At 31.9% G+C, this 25621-nt stretch carries 17 protein-coding genes; 2 read left to right on the top strand and 15 right to left on the bottom strand.

What is annotated here, in order from left to right; genetic code table 11:
* Positions 1-217: 217 nt before the first annotated feature.
* On the bottom strand, positions 218-1618 hold the full coding sequence (locus BB050_RS18730) for a sensor histidine kinase (RefSeq protein ID WP_066034658.1): 1401 nt from the start codon (positions 1616-1618) through the stop codon (positions 218-220).
* Positions 1619-1621: 3 nt separating this feature from the next.
* On the bottom strand, positions 1622-2284 hold the full coding sequence (locus tag BB050_RS18735; RefSeq protein ID WP_008464075.1) for a response regulator transcription factor: 663 nt from the start codon (positions 2282-2284) through the stop codon (positions 1622-1624).
* A gap of 197 nt (positions 2285-2481) precedes the next feature.
* Between BB050_RS18735 and BB050_RS18740 the strand changes: the two genes are divergently transcribed.
* Positions 2482-4620: an LTA synthase family protein gene (locus BB050_RS18740; RefSeq protein WP_066034659.1), complete on the top strand. Its 2139-nt coding sequence runs from the start codon at positions 2482-2484 to the stop codon at positions 4618-4620.
* A gap of 98 nt (positions 4621-4718) precedes the next feature.
* Here BB050_RS18740 and BB050_RS18745 read toward each other — a convergent pair whose 3' ends face one another.
* Positions 4719-5717: a zinc dependent phospholipase C family protein gene (locus tag BB050_RS18745; RefSeq protein WP_008464073.1), complete on the bottom strand. Its 999-nt coding sequence runs from the start codon at positions 5715-5717 to the stop codon at positions 4719-4721.
* A gap of 221 nt (positions 5718-5938) precedes the next feature.
* On the opposite strand from BB050_RS18745, the gene BB050_RS18750 reads away from it, so the two are divergent.
* The gene (locus tag BB050_RS18750; RefSeq protein WP_236940364.1) at positions 5939-6841 is read left to right on the top strand and encodes a hypothetical protein; all 903 of its coding nucleotides are present in this window, start codon (positions 5939-5941) and stop codon (positions 6839-6841) included.
* A 94-nt stretch (positions 6842-6935) separates the two neighbouring features.
* Here the strand turns inward: BB050_RS18750 and BB050_RS18755 are convergent, their stop codons facing one another.
* The 12 genes from BB050_RS18755 to BB050_RS18815 form a co-directional block, all read right to left on the bottom strand.
* Positions 6936-7901, bottom strand: coding sequence for a YeiH family protein (locus BB050_RS18755; RefSeq protein ID WP_066034661.1), 966 nt, complete (start codon positions 7899-7901; stop codon positions 6936-6938).
* Positions 7902-7976: 75 nt separating this feature from the next.
* On the bottom strand, positions 7977-8873 hold the full coding sequence (locus tag BB050_RS18760) for a LysR family transcriptional regulator (protein WP_066034662.1): 897 nt from the start codon (positions 8871-8873) through the stop codon (positions 7977-7979).
* 10 nt (positions 8874-8883) lie between these two features.
* Positions 8884-9672 (bottom strand): hypothetical protein, encoded by a 789-nt coding sequence (locus BB050_RS18765; protein WP_066034663.1) that lies wholly within the window; start codon positions 9670-9672, stop codon positions 8884-8886.
* Positions 9673-9699: 27 nt separating this feature from the next.
* On the bottom strand, positions 9700-11727 hold the full coding sequence (locus BB050_RS18770) for a hypothetical protein (RefSeq protein ID WP_066034664.1): 2028 nt from the start codon (positions 11725-11727) through the stop codon (positions 9700-9702).
* Positions 11728-11806: 79 nt separating this feature from the next.
* Positions 11807-12553: a 3-oxoacyl-[acyl-carrier-protein] reductase gene (gene fabG / locus BB050_RS18775; protein ID WP_008464066.1), complete on the bottom strand. Its 747-nt coding sequence runs from the start codon at positions 12551-12553 to the stop codon at positions 11807-11809.
* A 562-nt stretch (positions 12554-13115) separates the two neighbouring features.
* Positions 13116-14477, bottom strand: coding sequence for a DUF4302 domain-containing protein (locus BB050_RS18785; protein WP_066034666.1), 1362 nt, complete (start codon positions 14475-14477; stop codon positions 13116-13118).
* Positions 14478-14506: 29 nt separating this feature from the next.
* Positions 14507-15364 carry a zinc-binding metallopeptidase gene (locus BB050_RS18790; RefSeq protein ID WP_066034667.1) on the bottom strand — a complete coding sequence of 286 codons (858 nt, stop codon included), beginning with the start codon at positions 15362-15364 and terminating at the stop codon, positions 14507-14509.
* Between the two features lie 20 nt (positions 15365-15384).
* Positions 15385-16872 carry a RagB/SusD family nutrient uptake outer membrane protein gene (locus BB050_RS18795; RefSeq protein WP_066034668.1) on the bottom strand — a complete coding sequence of 496 codons (1488 nt, stop codon included), beginning with the start codon at positions 16870-16872 and terminating at the stop codon, positions 15385-15387.
* 13 nt (positions 16873-16885) lie between these two features.
* Complete coding sequence (locus BB050_RS18800) at positions 16886-20596, bottom strand: SusC/RagA family TonB-linked outer membrane protein (protein ID WP_066034669.1); 3711 nt, start codon at positions 20594-20596, stop codon at positions 16886-16888.
* 229 nt (positions 20597-20825) lie between these two features.
* Positions 20826-21941 (bottom strand): FecR family protein, encoded by a 1116-nt coding sequence (locus BB050_RS18805; protein ID WP_066034670.1) that lies wholly within the window; start codon positions 21939-21941, stop codon positions 20826-20828.
* Positions 21942-22031: 90 nt separating this feature from the next.
* A complete protein-coding gene (locus BB050_RS18810) occupies positions 22032-22637 on the bottom strand; it encodes an RNA polymerase sigma factor (RefSeq protein WP_066034671.1) in 606 nt (201 codons plus the stop codon).
* A gap of 455 nt (positions 22638-23092) precedes the next feature.
* A complete protein-coding gene (locus tag BB050_RS18815; RefSeq protein WP_066034672.1) occupies positions 23093-25537 on the bottom strand; it encodes a DUF7619 domain-containing protein in 2445 nt (814 codons plus the stop codon).
* Between the last annotated feature and the right edge of the window lie 84 nt (positions 25538-25621).

Raw genomic sequence — 25621 nt, forward strand, 5'->3', positions numbered from 1 at the left:
TGATTTACATGCATACCATTAACACATCGCTTGAGAGCAATAATGTAAATGATGATGATGTAATTGAATTGAAATCATGATTTGTTTTGTTTTTTACTTCTTTGATTCGTTTGCAAATATACTAGATAAAATAATTAAAAAGCAATTTTTATTTTAACTTAACGATAGTTTATTGTTAAAAATCGTTTTGAAGGGCATTTTAGTTAATGATTTTAAATTACTTTAACGAATTATCATATTCATCAAAAACCAATAAAACTCGCGTGCCTATACCAATTTCGCTTTCAATTTTAAATTTAATTTTAAGCAGATCTGTCATTCGTTTTACAATAAACAAACCAAGCCCAGTTCCTTTTATTTCTGAATGATTTAAAGAATCTGATCTGAAGAAAGGATTTAAAATAGATTCCAAATCTTTTTTTGCGATTCCAATTCCTTGATCTGAAATATTGCAGATAATTTTCTCGTTTTCTCTGGATAAGGAAATTCGAACTTCACTGTCGGGTTTTGAGTATTTTATGGCATTTGAGATGATATTTCGAAGAATTGTTACCGCTAAGTAATTATCGGAATAAATATAAAACTCTTCTGAAGCGTCTAAAATCACATTTACTTTTCCTACTTTAATTTTCTCTGTATTTAATTTCAGTACATCTAAAACGACAGCATTTAAATAAACTTTTTCTTTAAGAATATTCTGTTTTTGATTCTCAAATCGAGCCATCATAAGCAACTGATCAACAAGAGAATTCAAATGGTCTACCTCATTAATACAATAATTAATTTTTTCTTCGTATTCTTTGTTGTCACGGGGTTTACGTATAAGCACTTCAAGTGTTCCTTTAATAACAGTTAGAGGCGTTCTCAATTCATGAGAAGCATCAGAAGTGAATTGTTTTTCGCGCTCTATTGCGTCTTCAATTCGATTTAATAAATTATTAATAGTCTTAGAAAGCACAAATAATTCGTCTCTTGTTTTTGGAAGTGGAATACGTGCTTTCAGATTGTCTTTTGTAATAATCTTAGAAGTCTGAATAATATTATTTATCGGCTTTATGCTTCTTCCAGCATAAAATCTTGCTAAGAAAAAAAGAATTAAAAGAATGATTGGAAAAGTAATTAATAAGGTATCCATCAAATTATCCAATACTTTTGAAGAATCTGAAAGTGACATGGCAATAATCAAATATCCAACTTTTTTGGAGTGCACGTGAAGCGGAACTTGGATTTGGCGAATTTTATTGTCCAATAATTGTGCATCAAAAAGCTGAAAATGATCTTTATTCTCATGAAAAACGAGTTTTTCATTTTTTAAGTTCGGAGACTTTTCTATTATTTTTTTATTTAAATCTAAAAACTGGACAAATACAGGATTTACATCAACAGAATTATGCTCTCTTTCTTCCCATTCTTCCGCATCCATAAAAACGACCCTACCTTTTTCAATTTTAATTTCCCTAAGATGATCTTGAACTTCTATGTTTAAATTTTCATCTATATGATTGTAAACAGTCAGTTTTACAATAAAATAAATAGCAGAAAAAACCGCTAAAACCAAAAGTCCAGTTCCTACGATATAATTTAGTGCTATTCTGTCTTTAAAAGATAATGATGTCATTTGTTAATCATTAGCAATATATCCAATGCCTCGGATGGTTTTAATATAGTCTTCCTCGATTTTAAGGTTCAGTTTTTTTCTAATGGCATTCATGAAAACATCAATAACACCTGTATCGTACTCAAAATTAATTTCCCAGACGTCTCGCAAAATCTGGTTTCTGGTACAGACTTTTCCTTTATGCTGTATTAAATAAGCTAGTAATTCAAACTCGCGTTGGGTCAGCGAAATTTCTTCATCTCCTTTCAATACAATATGTCTGGACAAGTCCATCGTAATATTTCCGAGAGTTAGGGTTTCAGTTTGTTTTTTATTTCTAAAGTGAACTTTAATTCGCTCAACCAATTCTTCAAAACTAAAAGGCTTTTTGATATAATCGTTTGCGCCAGCTTTCAGCCCTTCAATAGTTTCTTGGACTGTGTCTTTTGCAGTTAAAAAAATAATTGGAGTAAAATGATCTTTAACTCTAATAGCTTTGCACAAATCTAGGCCGTTTATTTTTGGCAACATCCAATCTAAAAGAATCAAATCAAATTTTTGTTCCTGAACCAGTTCAAAACCTTTAGAACCATCAGCAGCTGTAGTAATTTGATACCCTTCTTCTTGCAAACCTTGTTTTAGAAATTGAACAATTCCTACTTCGTCTTCAACTATTAAAATATGCATTTATCGTATCTGATTAAATTTGAATTTCATTTTATCAATTCAAAGATAGATAATTTAGCTCTCAGAAATAATCCTTATCATTAATAAAAAAGGCAATCAACTTCTTAAGCAAACATTAAGTCAATGTTAAGTAAGGTAAAAGTGGAACTTAATCTGGCGTTAATCATTCGAAATTAATTTTGTAAAAAATAAGTCCGATGAATTTTTACAAAAAACTTTCGCCTTTCTATAACCTTGCTCTACTGTATTTTATTGTAAGTTTTACGCTTAGAATGGTATTGCTTTTTCATCCCATTACACAAAGTTCTTTTACTTTTGCAGAGAGTATAAAAATATTCTCACTTGGCTTACTATCAGATACTTTTGTGTTCGTATTAGCTTCAGGCTTTTTGTGGCTTTATCTAATTTTTATTTCAAACTCTAAATATAACAAGCCTTACGGTTATATTATACTAGCAGGCTTTATAGGACTTCTAATCTATGTAGCTTCTGGAAAAAGCATTTTTGACGAATACGGTGGCGCTTTGCCAAAAATCGTTTTGATTTTTGTTTCTTTAAAAACACTTTTGTTTTCGCTTTTCCTTTTCCTTCCAAAACACAGAGATAAAATCAGATTTTGGCTTTTTGCTTTTGTGATTTTTCTATATGTTTTATTGATTCTTCAAAATGCAATCAGCGAATTTTTCTTCTGGAACGAATTTGGAGTAAAATACAATTTCATTGCTGTTAACTATCTCATTTACACTAATGAAGTTATCGGAAACATTATGCAGTCGTATCCTGTAATCCCGATATTTTCTGCTTTATTCATTGTTACAGCAATTATCACTTATTGTATTATCAAGAAATCAAGAAATTATATAGATGAGATTCCGAGTTTTAATGAAAAAATAAAAATTACATCGCTTTATGCTGTTTTATTTATTGCTTCATTGTTGGCTGTTCCTGGATTAGCCAAAACTGAAAACTCTAAAAATGTCTTTGTTAATGAACTGCAATCAAATGGAATCTACAAATTCTATTTGGCTTTTCAGAATAACAAATTGGATTATTTTAAATTCTACAAAACAATTCCGAACGAAAAAGCATTTGCTTTGTTAAAACAGGATTTACCTGCTATTTCTGGTAAAAACACTTTACACGAAATAAAAGAGGATTCTCTCGAACAGCATAAAAATGTGGTATTAATTACTATTGAAAGCTTAAGCGCCGATTTTATGAAAATGTATGGAAACGAGCAAAATATTACGCCATTTTTAGACAGTCTTGCACAAAAAAGTTTACTCTTTACAAATGTGTATGCAGCAGGAAATCGCACAGTTCGTGGACTTGAGGCCGTAACTTTATGCCTTCCTCCTACAGCTGGCGAAAGTGTGGTTAAAAGAGAAGACAACAAAAACAAGTTCTCGACTGGATCTGTATTCCTTAAAAAAGGGTACAATGTGAAATTCATGTACGGTGGAGATGCTTTTTTTGACAATATGCAGGATTTTTATACTGGAAACGGCTATCAAATTATTGACAAATCGAGTTTTGCTGAAAATGAAGTTACTTTTTCGAACGTGTGGGGAGTTTGCGATGAAGACATGTATAACAAAGCAATCAAAGTTATGAATGCTGAGGCTAAACAAAATAAGCCTTTCTTCAATCATATCATGACTGTTAGCAACCATAGACCTTTTACTTATCCAAACAATAAAATTGACATTCCCGGAAATATCAAATCACGAGACGGAGGCGTGAAATATACTGATTACGCACTTAAACAATTCTTTGAACAGGCAGAAAAACAGCCTTGGTTTAAAAATACTGTTTTTGTAATTGTAGCCGATCACTGTGCTTCTAGTGCAGGAAAAACAGAACTTCCGTTGGATAAATACAGAATTCCAGCTCTAATATACTCTTCAGATATAAAACCTGAAAAATACACCAAATTAATGTCGCAGATTGATCTCATGCCAACATTATTTGGACTTTTAAATTTTGACTACGAAAGCAAATTCTTTGGCCGTGATGTATTTAAACCAGATTATCAGCCTAGAGCTTTTATAGCAACTTATCAAGATCTTGGTTTAATAAAAGATAATGTTTTGACAATTTTATCTCCAAAGCAACAGATAAAACAGTTTCAATTGAAACTTAACGAAAGAGCCGGAATCTCTCCAGAATTTCAAATCCATTATGATGAAATTCCGCTAAAAACTGAAAACAAGAACTTGGTCGACGAAACTATTTCTTACTATCAATCAGCTTCATATGTTTTAAAAGAGAAAGAATATCAGTTTAAAGATTTAGCCGATAAGCATAAAAAATTATATGCAAACATTCATCATTAAAAAGAAAAACAAAAGCCTCAAAATCGTAAAGAATTTGAGGCTTTTGTTTATAGTTTCAGCTTAACTTGAAACATGAAACTTAAAACTTGAAACAAAAATTAGTCATTCTGATTTTTCATTCCAAATAAATTTCCTTTCTGGTATAATTTTAAATCATCCTGCAAAAATTGGTAGTTTCTTTGAGTAACAGCTGGCGAATCTAAATCGCTCAAATCTGGTTTTCCTGCATTTACCCAAGCAGTATACCAAAAACTTGCCGTTGCAGAAATTGCTTTTCTCATTTGACTTTCAACCATTCCGTTTAATTCTGCATGCAATTTCCCAGCATATTCATCAGAAAACTTAGAAGTATTGTATTTTGTTTTAGCGATTTTACCATCAGCATCCATTTCAAAAACTTTGTTTTCAGGAGTTGCAGTTCTTAGCTTTTTATCAATGTCCAATAAAGGCTGTGCAAAACTGTGAGTATCATTAATCATATCCCAAATGGCTTTATGAACATCGGCATAATACTGAGCTTCTGGAACATTTAATTTGTAATTCTTAACAAATAATTCTGGCAATCTACTTTCCCAAAGCGAATGAATTCCTTTTTGATCAGTCAATTGTCCATCGTGGTTTTTAGAAGTATGCAAAGGCATGTGTGCATCACCAATATAATGACCTAAATCTGCTGCAAGAAATAAGATTTCAGCTCTATTTTTTTCTTTAAAAGCCTTTGTCAATTTTGCCATCATATCTTCAATATACCAAGGCAGGATTCCATTATCGCTCAAAAATTTAGCATCGTACTTTTGTTTTGCTTCTTCTAATGTTTGTGGATATGTGTCAGCAGATCCAAAGTTTTCCATATCGAAATAGTGCCTTGGGCCCTCTTCTTTATAATTTAAAGCATACTTACGGATATCCGGAACCGAAGCTTCTTGTGTAATAAAATCAATGTGGTTGTAAAAAAAGATCTGTAATTGTTTTGGTAAAGCCATTACAGCTGCTTTGTTAATACGCTCATGGCCAACATTTCCCCATGACAGCATAATAAACCCAATAACTAAAGCTCCGAAAGCGATTAATTTTGGTCTCATTTGGATTTTCTTCATTTGTTTTTTTATTAGAGGGAGCAAATTTAGCTTTAATTAAAGAATACGCAAAAAATACTGTAATTAAGATTTCCTAAATTTAGATTTTTGAGATTTTCCGCTCCAAAAGAAACAGAAGTTTATATTAACAATAGTTTTCTTTATATATTTGTTTTTATAATTAATATACTTTTATGCGCCAGATTATCTTAAATCTCTTCTTGCTTACCTCCTCCTTATGCTTGGCACAAGAAACTGACATTCAACTAAAAAATATCAGCGACACTATATTAAACCCAAAAAGGATTCTTAAAGTTTCTCAACCGCTTGATGGCATAAAAACAATTCAAAAGCTATTTCCTGGCAATCTCTATCATTTTGCCGATAAAAATAATTTTATTAGCTGGAAATGTAAAGCATGCAAACCAGCTCCTTTTTTGGACGTAAATGGTGTCGAAGGCGACCAATTATTTCCATATACCGAAGGTGTTGCAACAAGACTTTTAGCCAATATTGATTATAAAGATTCAAAAGGAAATCAATTCAAAATACTAGCTTTTAATCACTCTGTCCATGATGAAGACGGATTGCAGACTGGGCGTTTTTCTGGAGGATTGCTAGGTTTGGCAAAATTTGCAAAAAATGCCAATTTGTGGGAAATGCGATCTTTCCAGCCAGCAGTTGCTGCATTTGGAGCTTTTGCGCAATGCCCAACTCCAAAATTGGTTGAAATTGGAGAGGATCAGTTTGCTTTTACATTACTGCATGTTAATGGTGGCGCAGGCGGTCCTTTTGAAGGATGGCTATACTTGGTTGCTGGTTTTGACGGAAAATATCAGCCGATAATGGAAGTCGACAATTATCAACTTACAAACGTCCAAAGTATACAATGGTCTGGAACATATACAGTTATGAATGATAATGCAAAAAAGCATTTTAGAGATATTATTGTCAAAACAACAGGCACGTTTAATAAAGCTTTAAAAGCTCAAGACGAATTCGAAACAAATCTTCCCGAAGAAATTTTCACTATGGCGAAAGCAAAAAAGTCGTTTAATTTTGAGATTGAAAGACGTTATGCTTTCAAAGGAAAATTCTACAAAATGATTGATAAACCAATTGTAAAATTCTCCAATGTAAAGTAGTTAAAAAACTTTTGAGTATGCTTTTACCGCAAAGAACGCAAAGTTCGCAAAGCTTTGTACAAAAAACTTTGCGAACTTTGCGGTTAAAAAAAAACTAGCCCAAATAAAGAATTGACACTAAAGCTAAAACGGCTATAAAAATCCAAAGAAAAATTCCTTGTAGCAAAGGCTTTACTCCTACTGTTTTTAAGGTGGCAAAATTTAAAGTTGCTCCAATTAGGAACAAAGTTATGGTTAAACCAATTTTGGCAATCCCAACGAGATGACCAGTAAAAAAGGCTGTTGACGGAACGTAAGTATTTACTAGCATCGCCACAACAAACAAACCGATAAAATAAGGTATTTTGATTTTTGAGTTCTTACTTTTAAAAAGAAAAGCAGTCAAAATTGAAATGGGAATAATCCATAAAGCTCTTGCTAATTTTACTGTTGTAGCAACTTGTAAGGCTTCTGCGCCATATTTATTTGCCGCTCCGACTACCGAACTCGTATCATGAATGGCAATGGCGCACCATAAACCAAAATCTTTTTGCGATAAATCCAATTGATGTCCGATAAATGGAAAAATAAACAAGGCAATTGAATTGAGTATAAAAATAACACCCAAAGCAATTGAAGTTTGATTTTCGTTTGACTTGATTACTGGTGAAATGGCAGCAATAGCGCTTCCTCCGCAGATTGCTGTTCCACAAGAAATCAAATGAGAAGTTTTTTTCTCTGTTTTAAGCCATTTTCCTAACAGAAACCCGAAGAGTAAAGTACTAAAAATTGAAAAAACAGTCAAAACAAATCCTTCTTTTCCCGCAGAAACTGCATTATTGGCATTCATTCCAAACCCTAAACCAACCACAGAAAACTGCAATAAAAATGTAATAGCTTTATGATTGAATTCTACAAATGGATTTCCGAAAAGATTCACAATCAAAACACCTAACAAAAGTGCAATTGGCGGGGATATAATTGAAAATAAACATAAAAGAATTACAGCGAGAAATAAAACTTGCTGCAATGACTGATTAATTTCAAATAATTGTGCTGTGCTTTGTTCTTTTGTTTTCAAAATAAATAGGTATTGATATTATGTCGCAAAGTTCTACCGTTTATATTAAAAACACCAATCGCAAATTACAATAGGCTATAACTTCAGGTTATAATGATTTGCTAAATTTTGAATAAATAATTCTGACAAAGCGTCTGATTTTCCTTGTAAAGTGGCAATATAAAAATATCTTTCTATTGACAACTTTTCTACATCTAAAACAATTAATTCTTTGTTTTTCAATTCCTTATTTACAGCATGAATAGACATAAAGGCAAAACAATCTGAATTTAATAAATACGATTTTATACTTTCTGTGCTCCCAAGCTGCATTTCGATTTGTAAATCTGAAAATTTTAAACCTGCTTTTTTCAAGGCAAATTCTATAACTTCAAGTGTTCCAGATCCACGCTCTCGAGTTATGAATTTCATTGATTTTAAATCATTTACTGAAATTTCGATTTGTTTCGCTAAAGGATTATTGCTGTTGCAGATTAAAACCAATTCGTCTTTTAAAAACGGAATGTATTTTATGGATTGATTTTTTGATTGCCCTTCTACAATTCCAATTTCGATTTCTTTATTGATTAAAGCTGTTTCGATTTGTTCTGTATTTCCATTCAGCAGATTGACTTTTATGTCTTTTTGTTTCTGATGAAAACTAGCTAAAACTGGAGAAATAATATATTGCGAAATGGTTGTGCTTGCTCCTAGCCTAAGTAAACCCTGGCGTTCTGCATTAAACGAACTCATTTCAAAATCTATTTCGCGATAAATATCAAAAATACTTTTAGTATACTTTAGAAGTATTTTTCCCGCTGGGGTTAAAGCGATTTTAGAACCGTTTCGCTCGAAAAGTTTGATTTTATAAGTTTCTTCTAATTCTTGAATATGCTTAGAAACGGCCGGCTGAGTAATATACAATTCTGTTGCCGCTTTAGTAAAATTAAGGCGGAGCGCAACTGTGTAGAAAACTTTTAGCCTGAAGTCCATTTTTATTTATTTAATATTTTCCAATCGCTTCAACAGCTGTTTCTGAAAATTTTAAAATTTCTGTCGTAATTGGATATCCCGAGTTATTATATTCATCAAGAACAACAGAACCTAGACGTTGAGAAAAATATTCAAAATCTTCTTCGGCAAAAATGTAACAAAAATCATTTACAGGAATTACAGCATAAAAAGGAAAACCAATATTATTTTCAACTAGATCTTTTATTTTTGAAGAAAAAAGACAAGAACTTTTAAGCGATACTTCTTCAAGATTAATCATTCCAAGTTTATGATTATCTATATCTTCAAATTCTATCTTTACTTTCTCCAATAAAATTCCTAAATTTAAATCGGCTTGTTTTTCTAATTCTGTAACGTCTATTTTCCAATCTGATAAATCGTCATTAGTTATAAACGAAAAACCATTATTAAGGTTTAATGCAAAGACTTTACTAAATTCATTAGTAATCTTTTCATTTATAATATTTTCAAATTCAAAGTCATTTGGAACAAATTGTAAATATATTTTGTCTTTTACTTGTTCCCAATCTTCAATTTTAAATGAATGTTGCACAATTACTTCTACTAAATCAGCAATATGTCTTTCATCAAAATCTCTTTCATAATTTCGTCTAACATTCTCTAAACTAACTTTCAGATCAGTTTCTCCGATATTGACATAAATAAATCCATCTGCATCAATTGACTCAATACTTAATCCGATTTTTTCAAGTTGCTTTTTAAATTTATTAAAAACAACATCTTCTTTCTGATTATTATTTGCGGAAAAGTTAGTCATATTATAAAATCATTTTAATTTAAAAAACTATAAAAGCCCATTATACTTCCTAACAAACCATTCTGTAGTCAATAAAGCAACAATCAAAATCAATAACCAAACCCAGTCGATAATTGGAGTTTTACTTGAAACATTTTTCTCGATCGATTTGTATTCTTTGTTTTCCAAAAGTGTATTTATCAATTGATCTGCTTGATCTTCGAAGAAAGCTTTTCCACCAGTCTGCTGCGCCAATTGCTGTAATTTTTGAACATCTGGATTTACGAATTGTTTTTCGATATCAAAATCTAAAATTTCAAAATGGCCTGTGTACGACGTATTTGAGTTTAATTCTTTTACTGTAAAATTATGTTTTCCAGCTGGAAGTCCTTCCAAATTAGCTGAGAAAGAATTACTTCCTTTTAGTAAATCGTAATTTTTGGTTTGTTTGGTTGCTGCATTTACAACACTAATTGTAAGTCGCGCTTTTTCATCAAACTCGTAATTTTTATTGAAATACTGTGCATTGATGATAATTTCTTCTCCAGAGTTATAAAAACTTTCGTGTGTTACTACCAAAGATTTTTTTGAAGCCGATGATGCTAGATATTGAACGATTTTATCAATAAAAACGTCATACTTTTCAAAAGACTGGTTGTCAACATGGCTTTGCAAACGCCATTTCCAGCTATTTTCTCCTAAAAGAAAAGCAGTTCTTTTGCCTTGGTTTTCGGCGAAAGCCAATAATGGAGCATTTGTAGAAACGTTTCTTATTTTTGATGAAAGCAAAACAGACACATTTCCGTTTGTACTTATATTTCCAAACGGATTCTGTAAAGGCGGGAAATTTTCAAAACCAATATCATCAATTGCAAACAGATTAAAATCTGAATGGAATTCGTTAAGGAAATCTTCTCGCTGATTGCTCATTTTAAAAATCAGATTGTTTTGCTGCTGATTTAAAAAATTGAAATCGGTATTGTTTCCTGTTATAATAAAAGTGTTTGTGCCTTTTAATTTATTATTGTCAAATATCGGTTTGAAAGCCGTTGTTGGCTGGTATAAAACCAAAACAGAAACATCCTGTAAGTCGTTAATCTGATTTGGCTTAACTAATATTACTTTACGTTGTGCATTTACTTCAATCGAACGTTTTAAAGATGCAATATCTGGATGATTAATTGCTGAAACAATAGCAATTGTCGACTTTTGGTCGATAATTTCAACTGCAAAATTTTTGATGTTATTATAGCTGTTTTTTTCTTTTGCCGAAGATTGAATACTCGCTTTATAAATCTGTAATCCTACTTTATCTGCAGGCAACAATAAATTTAAAGAAGCTGTTTTTTTAGAAGGCGAAAACGAAAGCTTTTCTTTTGCCACAACTGTATTTCCTTGTGTAATGGTAAATTCTGCATTGGCCGTTTTATCGCCGGCATATTGCAGAAAAACTTCTACAGGAAATTTATTTTTATGAAACGCGTATTTATTTACGTTCAATTGATTGATTTTTAAATCAAAAAAAGTGGTTGTATCTCCCACAACCAAAGGATAAACTTTATTGACAGGATCGAATCTATACACATAGTCGTTTCCTGTAGTTTGATTTCCGTCGCTAATAATTACTGTCGGGAAAATCAGATTTTTGTTGATGCTTTTTAAATTCTTTGCCGCTTCGTCTAAATTGGTTTGATTTCCCTTAAAATCAAATTTATCCGAAGTTTTAAAATCGTTATCAAATTGATATGATTGGATTTCAAATTTTTCCTTTAATGCAGGATTTGAAACCAGTTTTTGATATAATTCAACCGTTTTTTTATCTGATTTTAAAGCTGCGATTGAGCTTGAGTTATCAACTACAATCGCCAAAGGCGTTTTAGTAATCTCTAAAGAATTTTTAGAAATTATCGGATTGATCAATAAAACTAATAATCCGAAAATGGCCAAAAAACGTAAAAAAGCCAAAAGTATAATCACATTGGATTTACTTTTGGCTTTGAAAAAATATTGAAAGTACGATAAACCACCAGCAATTACTAAAGAAAGCAATAATAAAAGAATCGTGTTTGTCGTCATATTTATTTTAAGTTTATGGTTTTTAGCTTAAAGTTTATGGTTGTGAACTATAAACAACAAACCATCAACAATCAACTTATTAGGTAAGCATTCCTCCGCAAACGTTAAGAACTTGTCCTGTTACGTAAGCACTCATATCAGAAGCTAAGAAAAGGCAAGCATTTGCTACGTCTTCTGGAGTTCCTCCGCGTTTCAATGGAATACCTTCTCTCCATCCTTTTACTACATCTTCACTTAATTTTGCAGTCATTTCAGTTTCGATGAAACCTGGAGCGATTGCATTGCAACGAATGTTACGAGAACCTAACTCAAGCGCTACAGATTTAGTAAATCCGATTGCACCGGCTTTAGAAGCTGCATAATTTGTCTGACCTGCGTTTCCAGAAACTCCAACAACAGAGCTAATGTTGATGATAGATCCAGCTCTTTGTTTTAAGAAAGTTTTCTGAATCGCTTTTGTCATATTAAAAACCGATTTCAAGTTTACATCAATTACTTGGTCAAAATCTGCCTCAGACATACGCATTAAAAGGTTGTCTTTTGTAATTCCAGCATTATTGATTAAGATATCTACAGTTCCAAAATCTGCTAAAACAGCATCAACAAAAGTTTGAGCTTCGTTAAAATCTGCTGCGTTAGATTGGTATCCTTTTGCTTTAACGCCTAAACTATTTAATTCTGCCTCCAAAGCTTCTGCAGATGCTGCAGATGAGCTGTATGTAAAAGCAACGTTTGCTCCATGCTTAGCAAAAACTTCAGCAATTCCTTTTCCAATTCCACGGCTTGCACCAGTAATAATTGCAACTTTTCCTTCTAGTAATTTCATATTAAGGTATTCGTTTTTATTTTTTGAATTACAAATATAGATTATTTGGGCGTTTAATAAAATTTGTAATACAAAATTTGGCTTAAGAATTTTCGATGTCAACAAAACAAAAAAAAACAGCTCATGAAATGAGCTGTTTTCCCCCAAAATAAAAAAACAAAACTAAAAAGTTTAAATGTGATTTTGTTTCGTAATAAAAAATATAACAATCATGACTACCGCCATAATTAGCATTCTAAAAATCGAAGATTTAAATTCTTTTGTTTCCTCAACTTTATCTTTTTTCCATTGTTTGATAAGATTCCAAATCATGATTGGAAAAATTACGATTATGGAGATATACAAATAATATCTAACGTATTCGTAGTAATATTGATTTATAAGTAAGAGAATAGATCCCCATAAGAAAATCGCAATAGTTGCTGGTGTCAATATTTTTTTTATCATAATATTCATTAATAAAAGTTAGATTGTTTTAATGCAGAAATTATCTTTGGCAAAAGAGCAACTCAATTTGAGTTGCTCTTTTTAAAATAAAAACCATTCAAAATTATTTAACTAACTATTGGAATGCGTAAGTAGTGATTCTAAAACTGCTTGATGCTCCAGCAAAGGTATATATTGTATTACTGTAAGTTATTCTGAAGCTTTCTTTTGTAACATACAAACCTTTTGGATCCATTAATTTATCATCAAGATTTTTCACCAATGGATCTGCAGCAATAACTGCAGTTCCGTTATGCCATAATGAATGTTTTAAAATAATAGTTTTATTTACAGCATCTTCTGTAACGGTTGCTCTGTGGTATACAGTTGCTTTTCCTCCTGTGAAACTGTACATGATATCAACAGTACGATTATTGTAAAAAGTAAACTGTACTCTATTTACCTTTGCAGCTGACGCATTGTTAATTTCATTTAATAAATAATTGCACAACTGAGAATTTGTAGGAGCATTTGCTAGATTCGCAGCAATATAACCATAAGCTGTAGAAGGAGCTCCAGCCGCTGGTAATGTTACTTTATAATCATCTGTAAGTCTAGGTGGTGCATTTGTGTATTTAATGGTTGCTTTTACACCATCTTTACCAGTAGCAACAAAAGCATTGGTGGCGCTATCATAAACATAATCGGTAAGTTTCTGACCTTTCACTTCTAATGGAAGTTTTGAATAAGCTCCTAAAGGATTAAATGAGAGTGCAAGATCATAACTTGTATTAACACCAGATTCTAAAGAATAACCTGTACCAAAACGAGCACTAGGATTATAGCTAAAATCATAATTTTTAGTTGTCGTACCATCATTTATTTCTAATATTCTAAATAATGGACTATTCATGTCGCCTGTTATAGCCTTGATAATTGGAACATTACCTGGCAAATCGGCCCAATCTTTTGGTGTGGCTTTTACGAAACGAAGAAAATGGCTATTTCGATTTGTTCTGAAAATAATGTCACCATTTTTTTGTCCATAGTAGTAAAACTGAAAATCTCCTAAATACCCTTTTGCAAGAAGTGCTGCCGTAGGATAATTACTTGCATCAGATAAAAGGTGTATTCTATTTTGTGTCGTAAAAACTAAGCTTACTGTACTTCCCACCTGAATATCATACTGACTTTGATAGGTTTTTGTATCAATTGAACCATCTTTACCTGTAAAATCTGATGCCATATTTACTTTTCCATCTGGCAAAAATTTAAATAAATGTGTCCATCCTCCTAATTGTGTACTATCAGTATAATAAACAGCTTTCCAGCCATCTGCAGACGAAAGCAACAAATCGTTTAGTTCCTTTTGACGTCCGCTTAATCGATCTGTAGCATTTTGATCAAATTTAGCATCTACTTCCGGACTTGAACATGATCCCAAAAGCAAAGCTGCAAAAGCGATCATTAAGCACTTATATATATATTTTACTTTCATAATATTGATTTTTATAAAAATTTATGTCCTTAATTGTTTATTACAGCATCTGTATTTTTTTGAGCTTCGTCTCTTAATGTATAAAAGTCTATATTGAAAGAATCTTTATAATATTTAACTACCAAAGCTTCTTTCGCTTTAATATTAGCTTTCGCATTTGCATCTGTAATACTTGCTAAAATGGCATCATACTCTGCTTTTGAACTAGTTAAGATTGTAGCTGCAGTTTCTGCGAAATCTTCATATATATTCAATCTTGCATAACTTGTAATGAACCCTAATGATCTAGAAGTCGCGATTGGCTCTACATACCAACTTGTAGTATATCCAGATGGTGTCAGCTTAGCCCAAGCTTGCTCGTCAAAAGGTTTAGTCTGGTTTAAAATATGTACATACTCATGCTGAATAGTATGAATAAATTGCGTTATACTAGCTCTGCTCTTTCTATTAAGATTATCCACTTGGAAAAGAGATACTCTTTGACCGGCTTCTGCAAGACCTAGTGTCACAGTCCCATTTGTATTTAGGTTTACCCCTCCTACTAGTACAAATTCTCTCGGGGCAATCTTTTTAACAAAATCTGCTCCTCCAATAGTGGTGTAACTATCAATCCATATTTTCTTTACAACTTCCATGGCTGGCTGTACTTTGTCAACCATTGGCGGATATAGGTATCTATTGTTGTCTACCAAATTCTGGTTCCATTCATAATACACATTTATATTAAAAGGATTTAAGAAATTTGTGCCAATCCAATTATCTAGTTCTGTTTTTGCTGGTGTAGTAAAATCTAACTGGCTTTCTTTTGGCTGATCTTCGTGTGCGCATGAAGCAAGTAACAAGGCACCTGCAATTACTACTGTTTTATATGTTTTGAATATCTTCATAATACTTTCTAATTAAAAATTTACCTAGGATTTTTTTCAATACCATTATCTGAAGCTCTAAGCGGTATTTGCAGCGCTCTTCTTTTGTCATCTTTTACTAAGACGTTATTTTTTACCACTTTTCCATATTCAAGAGTATTATGTGTCACAACAAGGTTAAAACGCTTAACGTCAAACCATCTTAACCCTTCGCGGATAAAATCTCTTCTTCTTGCTTCGGCAATTGCTTTGATATAAGACTTTTGAAGATCTGTAAGTGCATAAAATGGCGTAAATTCATCTGCAACAGGAGGATATTTCGCTGTAACAACCGTCTCGTTCAAAATATCTGTTGTTGCATTGTATCCTGAAGTTCTAGTTCCTAAAAAATATCCTAATTCTGTATTAGCTTCAGCTATTCTGTTTTTCATCACCAATGCTTCAATGCGGTTCAAATACATTTCATCATTACTAAATAGTACAGTAGCTGTGTAAGGCACACCTACACCTGATGTTAAATTTGTGTATTTAAAATATTCATAAAGCTTTGGAACAAATACATTAGTACCTCCAAAATACTGGCCATTTGCTCTAATTAAATTAGGTTTTGCCCACATATTGGTTTGTGTTCCAAATATTTCATCAGATCTGTTTCCAGGAAGCGCAAATCTATATGCAGCCGATCTGTTAGCAATTGAGTTTGGATAAGCCACCAATAAATTAGTTTCTTGTTCAACTCTTGAATACTCAATTGGCATTTGAGCAAAAGCTACAGCATTAAAAGCTGTATAATTTCTAATTTTTGTCGGTTTAGAACCAAGTCCTTCAGAATATTCTAATACCTTATCCCAATCTCCTTTTATTAAATAGAAACGACATGCAAATGCTTTAGCGGCATCTATGTTAAAATGGTATTTAGGTTCTTTATACTCATTAGTAACATATTTCATCCCTTCATTGATATCCTGCTCAATAAAGTCAAATACTTCTTTTACTGTATTACGTTTGTATTTTACCAATAATTCTGTTTCAGGTTTAGTGATATAAGGAACTCCTAAATCTGTTGCTGCTGTCGCAGGATTGTAACGGTTTGCCCATAGTGAAACCAGCATAAAGTGATTGTATGCTCGCGCTATTAAAGCTTCTCCTTTTTGAGGATTCAGACTAGCCTTACCGCCAAGTTTTTCAATTGCATCTAAAGCTTGATTTGCTGCTGCAATTGCTTCGTAAGATGCCATCCAAAATGCATTTTCACTATCATTCCCTATTTGAGTGTGCATTTCCCAATTGTAGCTCTCCTCATTAATTATGCTGACAGACTGTAGTGATTCAGTATCAAAAACATTATCTGACATTACCTCCGCAATTGGAAAGTATGATCTGTCTGGATAAGCGGTAACTAACAATTCTGATATTTTTTCTGGAGTATCTATCTGTGTTCTATTATCTGGCACCTCTGAAAGAAAATCATCACAACTGCTAATTGTAACCAGTAATAATAATGACAGTGCTATTTTTATATTTTTCATAATCAATTTAGTATTAGAATGAAATATTAATTGCAAAAGTATATTGTGACGTAATAGGGAAAGCTACCCCTCCTGTGTTACGGAATTCAGGATCTTGTCCGTTCAATTTTTTATCTGAATAAATCAGCCAAGGGTTAACTGCCGAAGCTTTCAAGTTGAAAGTTGTTAATCCTAATTTTCTCTTATAATCACTTGGGAATTCCCAACCTAAAGAGATGTTTTTTAAACGTACGAAATCACCGCTTGCAATTCTAACATCAGAGAAATTATAAGTATTATAAGCAATCTGTAAGTCATTTGCACCATAATTTCTATTCAATAATTTATCTGCAATAACAGGAACGTTAGTGTAATTTTCGTCTCCTGGATTAATCCATCTGTTTGCAAAGTCTTTTGTAAAAACCGTCTGATCATTATAAGTATTGCTATATACAGGGTTTAATCTTACTTTGTTTCCTCCTGATCCAACAATAAACACGTATAACGACAAGTTTTTATAAGTAAATGTATTAGCAAAACCGATAGATTTATTAGGCTCTACAGATCCTTCATACTTCAAATACTTTGTCACATCATTTGTATCTTGGAAATTAGCTTCTGTAATATTGTTTTCTGCACCATCTTGCAAAATAAAAGTTGGAAGCCCTTCATTATTTAAACCTGTAAATTGGTAAGAATATAATGAGTTTCTTGGATGTCCTACTGTGTTTCCTCCATTTGTAGCAATCAAATCAAACACAGCCGGTTTGTTAGCTAATTTTGTGATTTTTTGATCATAAATAGAGAAGTTTACTGTAGAAGACCATTTAAAATCTTTTGAAACAATGTTTTGAGTAGTAAAACCAATTTCAAGACCTTTAGTTTCCATATCTGCATTATTACCTTGCTTAACAGATTGTCCTCCTACTCCCGATGTAATTACGTAATCAATCAAATCGAATGCTTTACGGCTGTAAACATCTGTTGTAAATTGTACTCGGTTTCTAAACATTCCAAGATCCACACCAATATTTGTTTCATATTGTTTTTCCCATGTCAAATCCTTATTCTGTAAATCTTCTATACGGATTGCATTCTCTCTATCTCCAACCGCAAAACGATCAGTAATAAAACTTTTATAAATTGCTAGTGAGTTTGTTGCCGGTCCAGCAGTAGCAGTTAAACCATAAGATGCTCTAAGTGCCAATGTATTTACTGATTCAACATCTTTCATAAAGTTTTCCTCTTTGATGTTCCACTTACCACTCACAGTATAAGTTGGCAACCATCTAGAAGAACCTGTGTCTCCTTGTCTGTTTGATCCATCATAACGACCTGTAACAGAAGCTGTATAACGACGATCGTAAGTATATCCAACCTTACCAAAGAAACCTACAGTACGCTCTCTTTCTGCTCCAAAATCATAATAAGAGTTTCCTTCATTTACTAATTTTTCAATCAATTTAGGATCGATAAAAGCAGTAAGTCCTTTTTCGAACTGGATACCAGCAGCTGTAAAATTGTCATTATTTCTATCTACAGATCTAAACTCTGTACCGAAGAATCCTTCTAATTCGTGTTTTTCGTTAAATGTATTTCTATATGTAATACTATTTCTAACATTGTAAGAAGTCATGTCGTTTGTATACTTTCTCAAAAATCCTCCATTTGGTAATACAGAAACCTTTGGTGCAGTCAAATCATTCGGATTTTGATACAAGAACACGTTATCTTTTTGAATTTGAGTATTTAATGTTTCACCCACTCCCGCATTATATGCCCCAACTACGTTTGAATTTTCGTAGATTTTATGCTCTCTTGATGTATTAGCATAACGAGCAGATGCAGTAAGGTTGTAGGTTAAATTTTTATTGATTTTATAATCTAAATCAGTTTGAAAACGAATATCATTTACTTTAATATCTAAAGTATTATTTTCTAATTCGTTAAGAATATTCATTGGAGCCCAGTTATTTTGATAATATTCCAAATTACCATTTTCATCGTAAGGTCTTAGCGTTCTACTTGTGCTCAATACGTAATTAAATGGGTTAATATCAAAATCTCTAGTTACCTTACCAAATACAACATCATTTTTACTTTCATAAGTACCTGGTGCTTCTTGGTCACGAACTGAACCTAAAGTTGATAAAGTAATATTTAACTTGTCATTGATATAAAATGTACCTTTAATATTAGCCGATAATTGTTTTACATTATCTGCAACAGTCCATCCTGGATCTGTATAATATCCTAGAGAAGCATAAAAAGTATTATTTTTTCCTCCACCTGAAAAGCTTAAAGAGTGATTTTGAGTAATTGACGGTCTAAATAAAACTTTGAACCAATCTGTATTTGCCAATTCATATTTTTTCAAAAACTGGTTAATATATGGCTGTTCGTTTCTAACTCCAAACTGCCCGTTAGAACTATCATATAAATTAATCTGTTTTGCCAAAATACCATAAACACCACTAAATCTTGCTGTTAAAGAAGAACTTTGATCCAAATATCCTTTTGTTCTCATTTCTTGAAAAACACTCATAGATTCTTGAGAGTTTAAGATATCGAATTGAGTATAACTTGGCACAGTTCTCACCGTATTTTCTACAGAATAATTAATTTTTAAAGGAGAATCTCTGCGACCTTGTTTTGTAGTAACGACAACAACTCCGTTTAACGATCTTGAACCATAAATTGAAGTAGCAGAAGCATCTTTAAGAATTTCAATACTTTGAATGTCATTTGCATTTAAACCAGCAACTGCAGAACTTAATAACGTAGCAGAGTTTCCAGATGCTAAATCTGCAAATGTTACATTAATAATATCCTCTTGAACCACACCATCAATAACCCATAATGGTTTTGTATCTCCAAAGATAGAAGAAGATCCACGAACCGTTATTTTTGGAGTAGCACCAAAAGATCCTGTAACATTTTGTACGGTAACCCCTGCCGCTTTTCCTTCAATCATTCTACTAACATCTACAACACCATCCACTTTTAACTCAGCTCCAGAAATTTTACTGATTGCTCCAGTAAATGTTCTTTTTGATGTTTTTTCATATCCAGTTGTAACGACAACTTCTTTAAGATTTTGTCCTGCTTCTGTTAAAACCACAGTTGGTGTAGGATTGCTAATGCCTATTTCTTTTGTCTCCATACCTACATAAGAAATAACCAAACGGTCTACGTTTGCAGGCATTTCAATAGAGAAATTTCCATCAAAATCTGTTAATACAGCAGTTTTTGTTCCTTTTGCTAAAACAGTGGCTCCAGGAAGAGGCGATCCGCTTTGATCTGTCACTTTTCCTTTGATGATTGGTCCGAAAGCCAAAATTTCAAACAAAGAATCATGATTATTTGAATTTGAAAAAGAAACAGTGCTTTTTTGAAGCACAATCTGATTACTCACTTCAGAAAAAGTAATATTAAAAGGAACCAATATTCTGCTCAAAATACTAGAGAGAGTTTCTTGGTTTGCTTCAATACTTACCTTCTCTCCAAGCTGAGGAAGTCTTGAGTTATAGGAAAATTTTACATGAGCAGACTTTTCGATTTTCGATAAAGCATTGTCTAAAGTTAGGTTATCAACTGTAATAGTTACTTTAGTATCTAATTTTTTCTGCCCATTTACATTATTTGCGAGAGTAACGCTCGAAAACACAAGCGCTAACACAAACTGAAACAGCGTTATTTTCATGATTTGGTGAAGTAATCGTTGCTTGACAACAGGTTTTTTCATAATTTTGGTTTGTTTTGATTAATACTATTCGAGTGTATTTTAAGAAACATCATAAATTACCCTTTACAGAGAGTAATTTATTCAGATTTAAGTGTCGATAATGTTACAGCATTCTCGGCACTTTTTTTATGTATTAGTTTTTTACATAGGCACTTACAAATTATTTTTTAGTTTTTTAATTAGTTTAATTTTGGATTTTCTTTTTTTTATTTTAATTGAATTGAGAATTCTAGTTACAGCCAGAAGTCGTAATTACAATCTGATTTCCATTCATTTCATAATTAGTATCGTTACCAATACTTTTACAAATTATTTTTAGCTTTTCCGCCAGTGGCTGATCGCTCAATGAAGTAGTTAATCGGCAATCTTTCAATTTGTCGTGAGGAAAATCTATATCTACCAAATAAGCCTGTTCAATGGTTTCAAGAATTTGCGCTACAGGTATATCTGTAAATTCGAAGCTTAATTGCTCTATATTTCCAACACTGCTAACTAAAATTGGATCCTGCGTAATATTTGTTATTTTGTTAAATAGCAATTCTTTACGAACAAAACGCAATGCTTGATTAGGAAGAAGAACAATTTCCTCGTTTTCAACATTATGAACTAAATTGTTGGATTTTACCTTAACTTTACCGGTGCGAACAAGAACTTCGACATTTTGCTGATCTGGATAAGCCTTTATTCTAAAGCTAGTACCAACAACACGAGTTACGATCTCGTTAGCGTAAACAAAAAAAGGCTTTTTAGGATTTTTACTAATTTCAAAGAAACCTTCGCCGGATAAATACACCTTTCTTTCGTTTCCGGTAAAGATTTTAGGGTAACTTAATTTACTATTGGGCTGTAATAAGACCGAACTTCCATCAGACAAAGTAATTATCTGCGATTTTTCAGTATTGTTGGTTTGTTCTACCAAACCTTCATTATTGTCCTGAATAAGTTCGTTATAAGTAACTACGTTATCAGTAGTTGTCATGTTAGTTTTAAAAAACCATACAGAAAATATACCAACCAAAATAGCGGCAGCAACACCACTAATCCAGTATCTTTGTATTTTTAGCTTCTTAATTTTTGAAGTTTCTTGAGAAAGTTCTTCTCTCTGTTCAATTTTACGCCAAGTTTGCTGCAAGGCTTCATGAACTTCATTTGAAGAAAGATTAGACTCTGGAACTCGCATTGCCAACAACACAAGTCTCGCGTCTTCGACAAGCTTGGCTCTCTGAAGATTTTCTAAAGTCCATTCTTCCCAGCCTTGTTCATCAACTTTTGATAAAATCCATAGTTGAAAAGATTCATCAGCTAAGAAGTCTTCTATTTCGATATAATTGTTACGTTTTTGCATCTTACTATTAAGGTTACAAAAACATAGAGGACAGTTTTTATATTATATACTCACTTATTTAAGATTTTTTTTTGATTTTTTCTTAAATTTTTAAAAAACCCCTGAGGATATAAGGACTAGAAGCGGAATACTGCTCTTCCATTCTTTACGAAGAGTTAACAAACCACGGTGCAAAAGGTTGCTAGCTGATTGATAGTTTACATCTAACAAATCTGCTATCTGATCTACACTTAAACCTTGATGATAGCGTAAATACAAGGCTTCTTTCTGGCGGCCTGGCAAATCGTTTAATAATTTATTTAAAAGAAGAACACGTTCGGCAGTTACTTCATCTTCTACCAAATTATTTTCTATAGAAAAGTCAAAAAGAAACTCCAAAACGTCTGTTGTGGTGGTTTTTCTAAACACATGATCTCTTTCATGCAAACGCGCAATTCTCTTTCTAACACTAGAAAGCAAATAGGCCTTAACTATAACATTATCTTGAAGAGAATCTCGATAAAGCCAAATATCAGCAAAAACATCTTGAATACAATCTTGCACTTTTTCAGTATACGAGCAAAGTGAATTACCATAACTGATTAAATCTCTATAATATTTTTCAAAAAGTAAAGAAAATGATTTCTCATTACCATTTTTCAAATTGTTCCATAGAATAAAATCGTCTAAAACCTTGTTCTTTAAAATTTGGCTCATACAAAAATACTTAGGTGCGCAAAAAATCGAATCAATTTAAATCAATCATAAAAAGGGACTAATTGCAAGGGGTTAATATTGCTTTTAAAATTTGATTCTTAACGATTATAATGAATCTGTAACAAACTATAATTTAACAAAAAGTTAAGCAAGCGCCTTACATTCTATCAAACCTTATCTATCACAAAAGAACCATATTTTAACATTATTTTTTGTTTTTGTGTGATAAATATAGAAAAGCAAATGATTAAAACCCAATAATTCGCTAAAATTTGCTCATTTTTCCAAATTCATCAGTATTTACCCTACTTTTTTAATTAAACTTAAAATTTACTATAATTTAAATTTTAATTAACAGATTGCATAAATAATCCCTCACAACAAAAAATTAATTAATCCAATAAAAAAGAGCCTTATATAAGTAAGACTCTTTTTTGCTATCTATAGAAAGTCATTTAAATTTTAATAAACTTCGTTGATAAGTTTCCAGTGGCAGTTTTAACTTGAAGAATGTAATTTCCTGATTTAAATTTTGAAACATCAATTTTTGAAATATTCTGAGCATTCGGAATCACTTGAATCAATTGCCCCAGAACATTATAAACATAGACTGACTCTATTTCAACTAAATCTTTTGCATCTATTTGGAGATAATTTTGAACTGGATTTGGATAAACACTAAAAGAAGATGAAAACTCAAAATCTTGTCTCCCTAAAGTTTTAAAAGTAGACGTCTCTTTGTTTGTCAAAATTGGAAAATTATAGTCAAAATAAATATTGGCTTCATTCTCAAAAGTATCTCCAACAACTAAAGTGGGCAATGTTTTGATTTTAAAAGCGATATAACCATCATTATTCGCATCATCAAAAGGAAGATTTATTTTTTCGAAGATAAATTCTACTTTATTTCCTTCTGAAATTTTAGTTATGTAAGAATGGCTCGAACTAGTAGGAACTAAAGTCGAAACATCAAATTTTGAAGTGTCAATTATATCTTTAATCACAACATTTTCAGCATTATAAGTCCCTGTGTTTTCAAAACGAATTAGATAGTGAACATATTGACCAATAAGTTCAGGTTTAATGACTTTTCCTTCTAAACATGTTTTATCATTTGGATCATAAGAACCCACAACGGTTTGAGGAAATTCAAAAACATTATCATCAGGTGTTTCATCAGTTTCTGCAGAATTAATGATAACTTTATACTTTAATATATCTCCGTTATTTACTGCTGGAGTTTCAACCGGAGAATTCACGTTTAAAACAAAATCAATTTCTCTGCTTTCAAATGGTTTTAGATTTGAAAAATTCCAAACTAATTTACCAGAGCTTTGATTAGAAACCACAGAGTTTGAAGAAACAAAATCCAAAATTGAATCCTCAAAACTAAGATTTAAAGTTCCTGATTGAACAGTAGTTCCTTTATTTTTATAAACCAATTTATACTTTGCATCAAAACCCGGTCTCGCAGCATCAATAGGTATTACTGCAATTTCTAAATCGTTGTGCGATCCGTTTGGAACAATGCAAAAATTTTGATTGAAGGGACTTATTTGTGCAGGAAAAACGATATCGATAGACGACGGCGTAACTGTAAAATAATTTGGATCTTCTACAATAGGGATTATTTTATAAGAACCTGGAGGAACCTTTAAAGAATAATCGCCATTAGAATCTGCAGCAAAATTCTGCAACTTCGTACCATCAAAAATTGAAAACTTTAAGTGCGATGCTCCAATATCACCAGCATCACAGCCATTACTATCAACATCAATCTGGCTTTTGCCTTTTATAGTGTAGTTTGTTCCGCCTGGCTCAAATGAGCAATAATTTCCAACTAAGCAATTTTCATATTTATATGGTGCTATTTTTTCTGTAACCAATGCCAGATTAAAATCGTCATCGCAGATATATTGCAGATTAGGACAATTTGAAAAATTAAGGCCATTATAACCTAATGTATTCAAAGGTGTCTCTAAAAAACTTAAATTTTTACTAGCTCCATTCTTAATATTAAGGAATTCTAAATTTGGACAATCTGATATATTTAACTCTTTTAAGTTTTTCGAACTACTAATATCTAAGGTTTTAATTAATGTATGCCCAATCCATAAAGTCTCTAAAAGCACTTGATTTGATAAATCAATAGATTCAATTGGATTTGCCCCACCGTAACAATCTGTTATTTTTTTAGAATTTGAAAAATCGAGAAAGGTTATTTTATTATCCCAAAAATCAAAATACTCAAGCCCAGGCAATTTTGCGATATCTAAGCTTGGCAATAAATTTTGGGCACATTTAAAAAACCATAATACTGTTGAATTAGGGAGCTTTAACTCAGTAAGCTTGTTTTTGTAGCAAACGAGTTCTCGCAAATGCGAACTATTCGAAACATCCAGAGATTGCAAATCATTATTGTTGCATTCTATAATTCTTAACTCTGTTAAGTTACTGACATTTAAAGAGGTTAACTTGTTTTGTCCGCAAATAAGCGAGGTCAGTTTACTTAAATTTGAAAGGTTTAAATCAGTAATCAAATTTGTAGAGCATGATAACCCAGTGAGCTTTTTTAAATTGCTGACATCCAATATTTCTAAATTATTATTAGAGCAATAAAGGCCAATTAAATTAGAAAAGTTTGACAATTGATCCAGCGATGAAATATTAGATTCTCTTAAATCTAAATAGCTCACATTTAAAGCTTCAGATATTTCAATTTCACCATTGTTGTTAGAATCAATTTTAAAATAATTTGAATTTAAATCTTTTGCGATTGTATTGGAACCATTCGCTTGAAGCAATTTTGCCTTGAAATTGGCATCTGGAAAAGTAATTATTTGCGCTTTTGATGAAGAAAAAAAGCACAAAGCCAGTAATAGCAGGTAGTTTTTTATCATAGGTTTTATTAGTTTTTGGTGTTTAAATATATAAAACCCAAAAATAAAAACCTATAACTTCATAAAAAAAACCTTACTAATTTA

Source organism: Flavobacterium anhuiense (assembly GCF_001705175.1).
In the GTDB taxonomy this organism is placed as follows: Bacteria; Bacteroidota; Bacteroidia; order Flavobacteriales; family Flavobacteriaceae; genus Flavobacterium; species Flavobacterium anhuiense.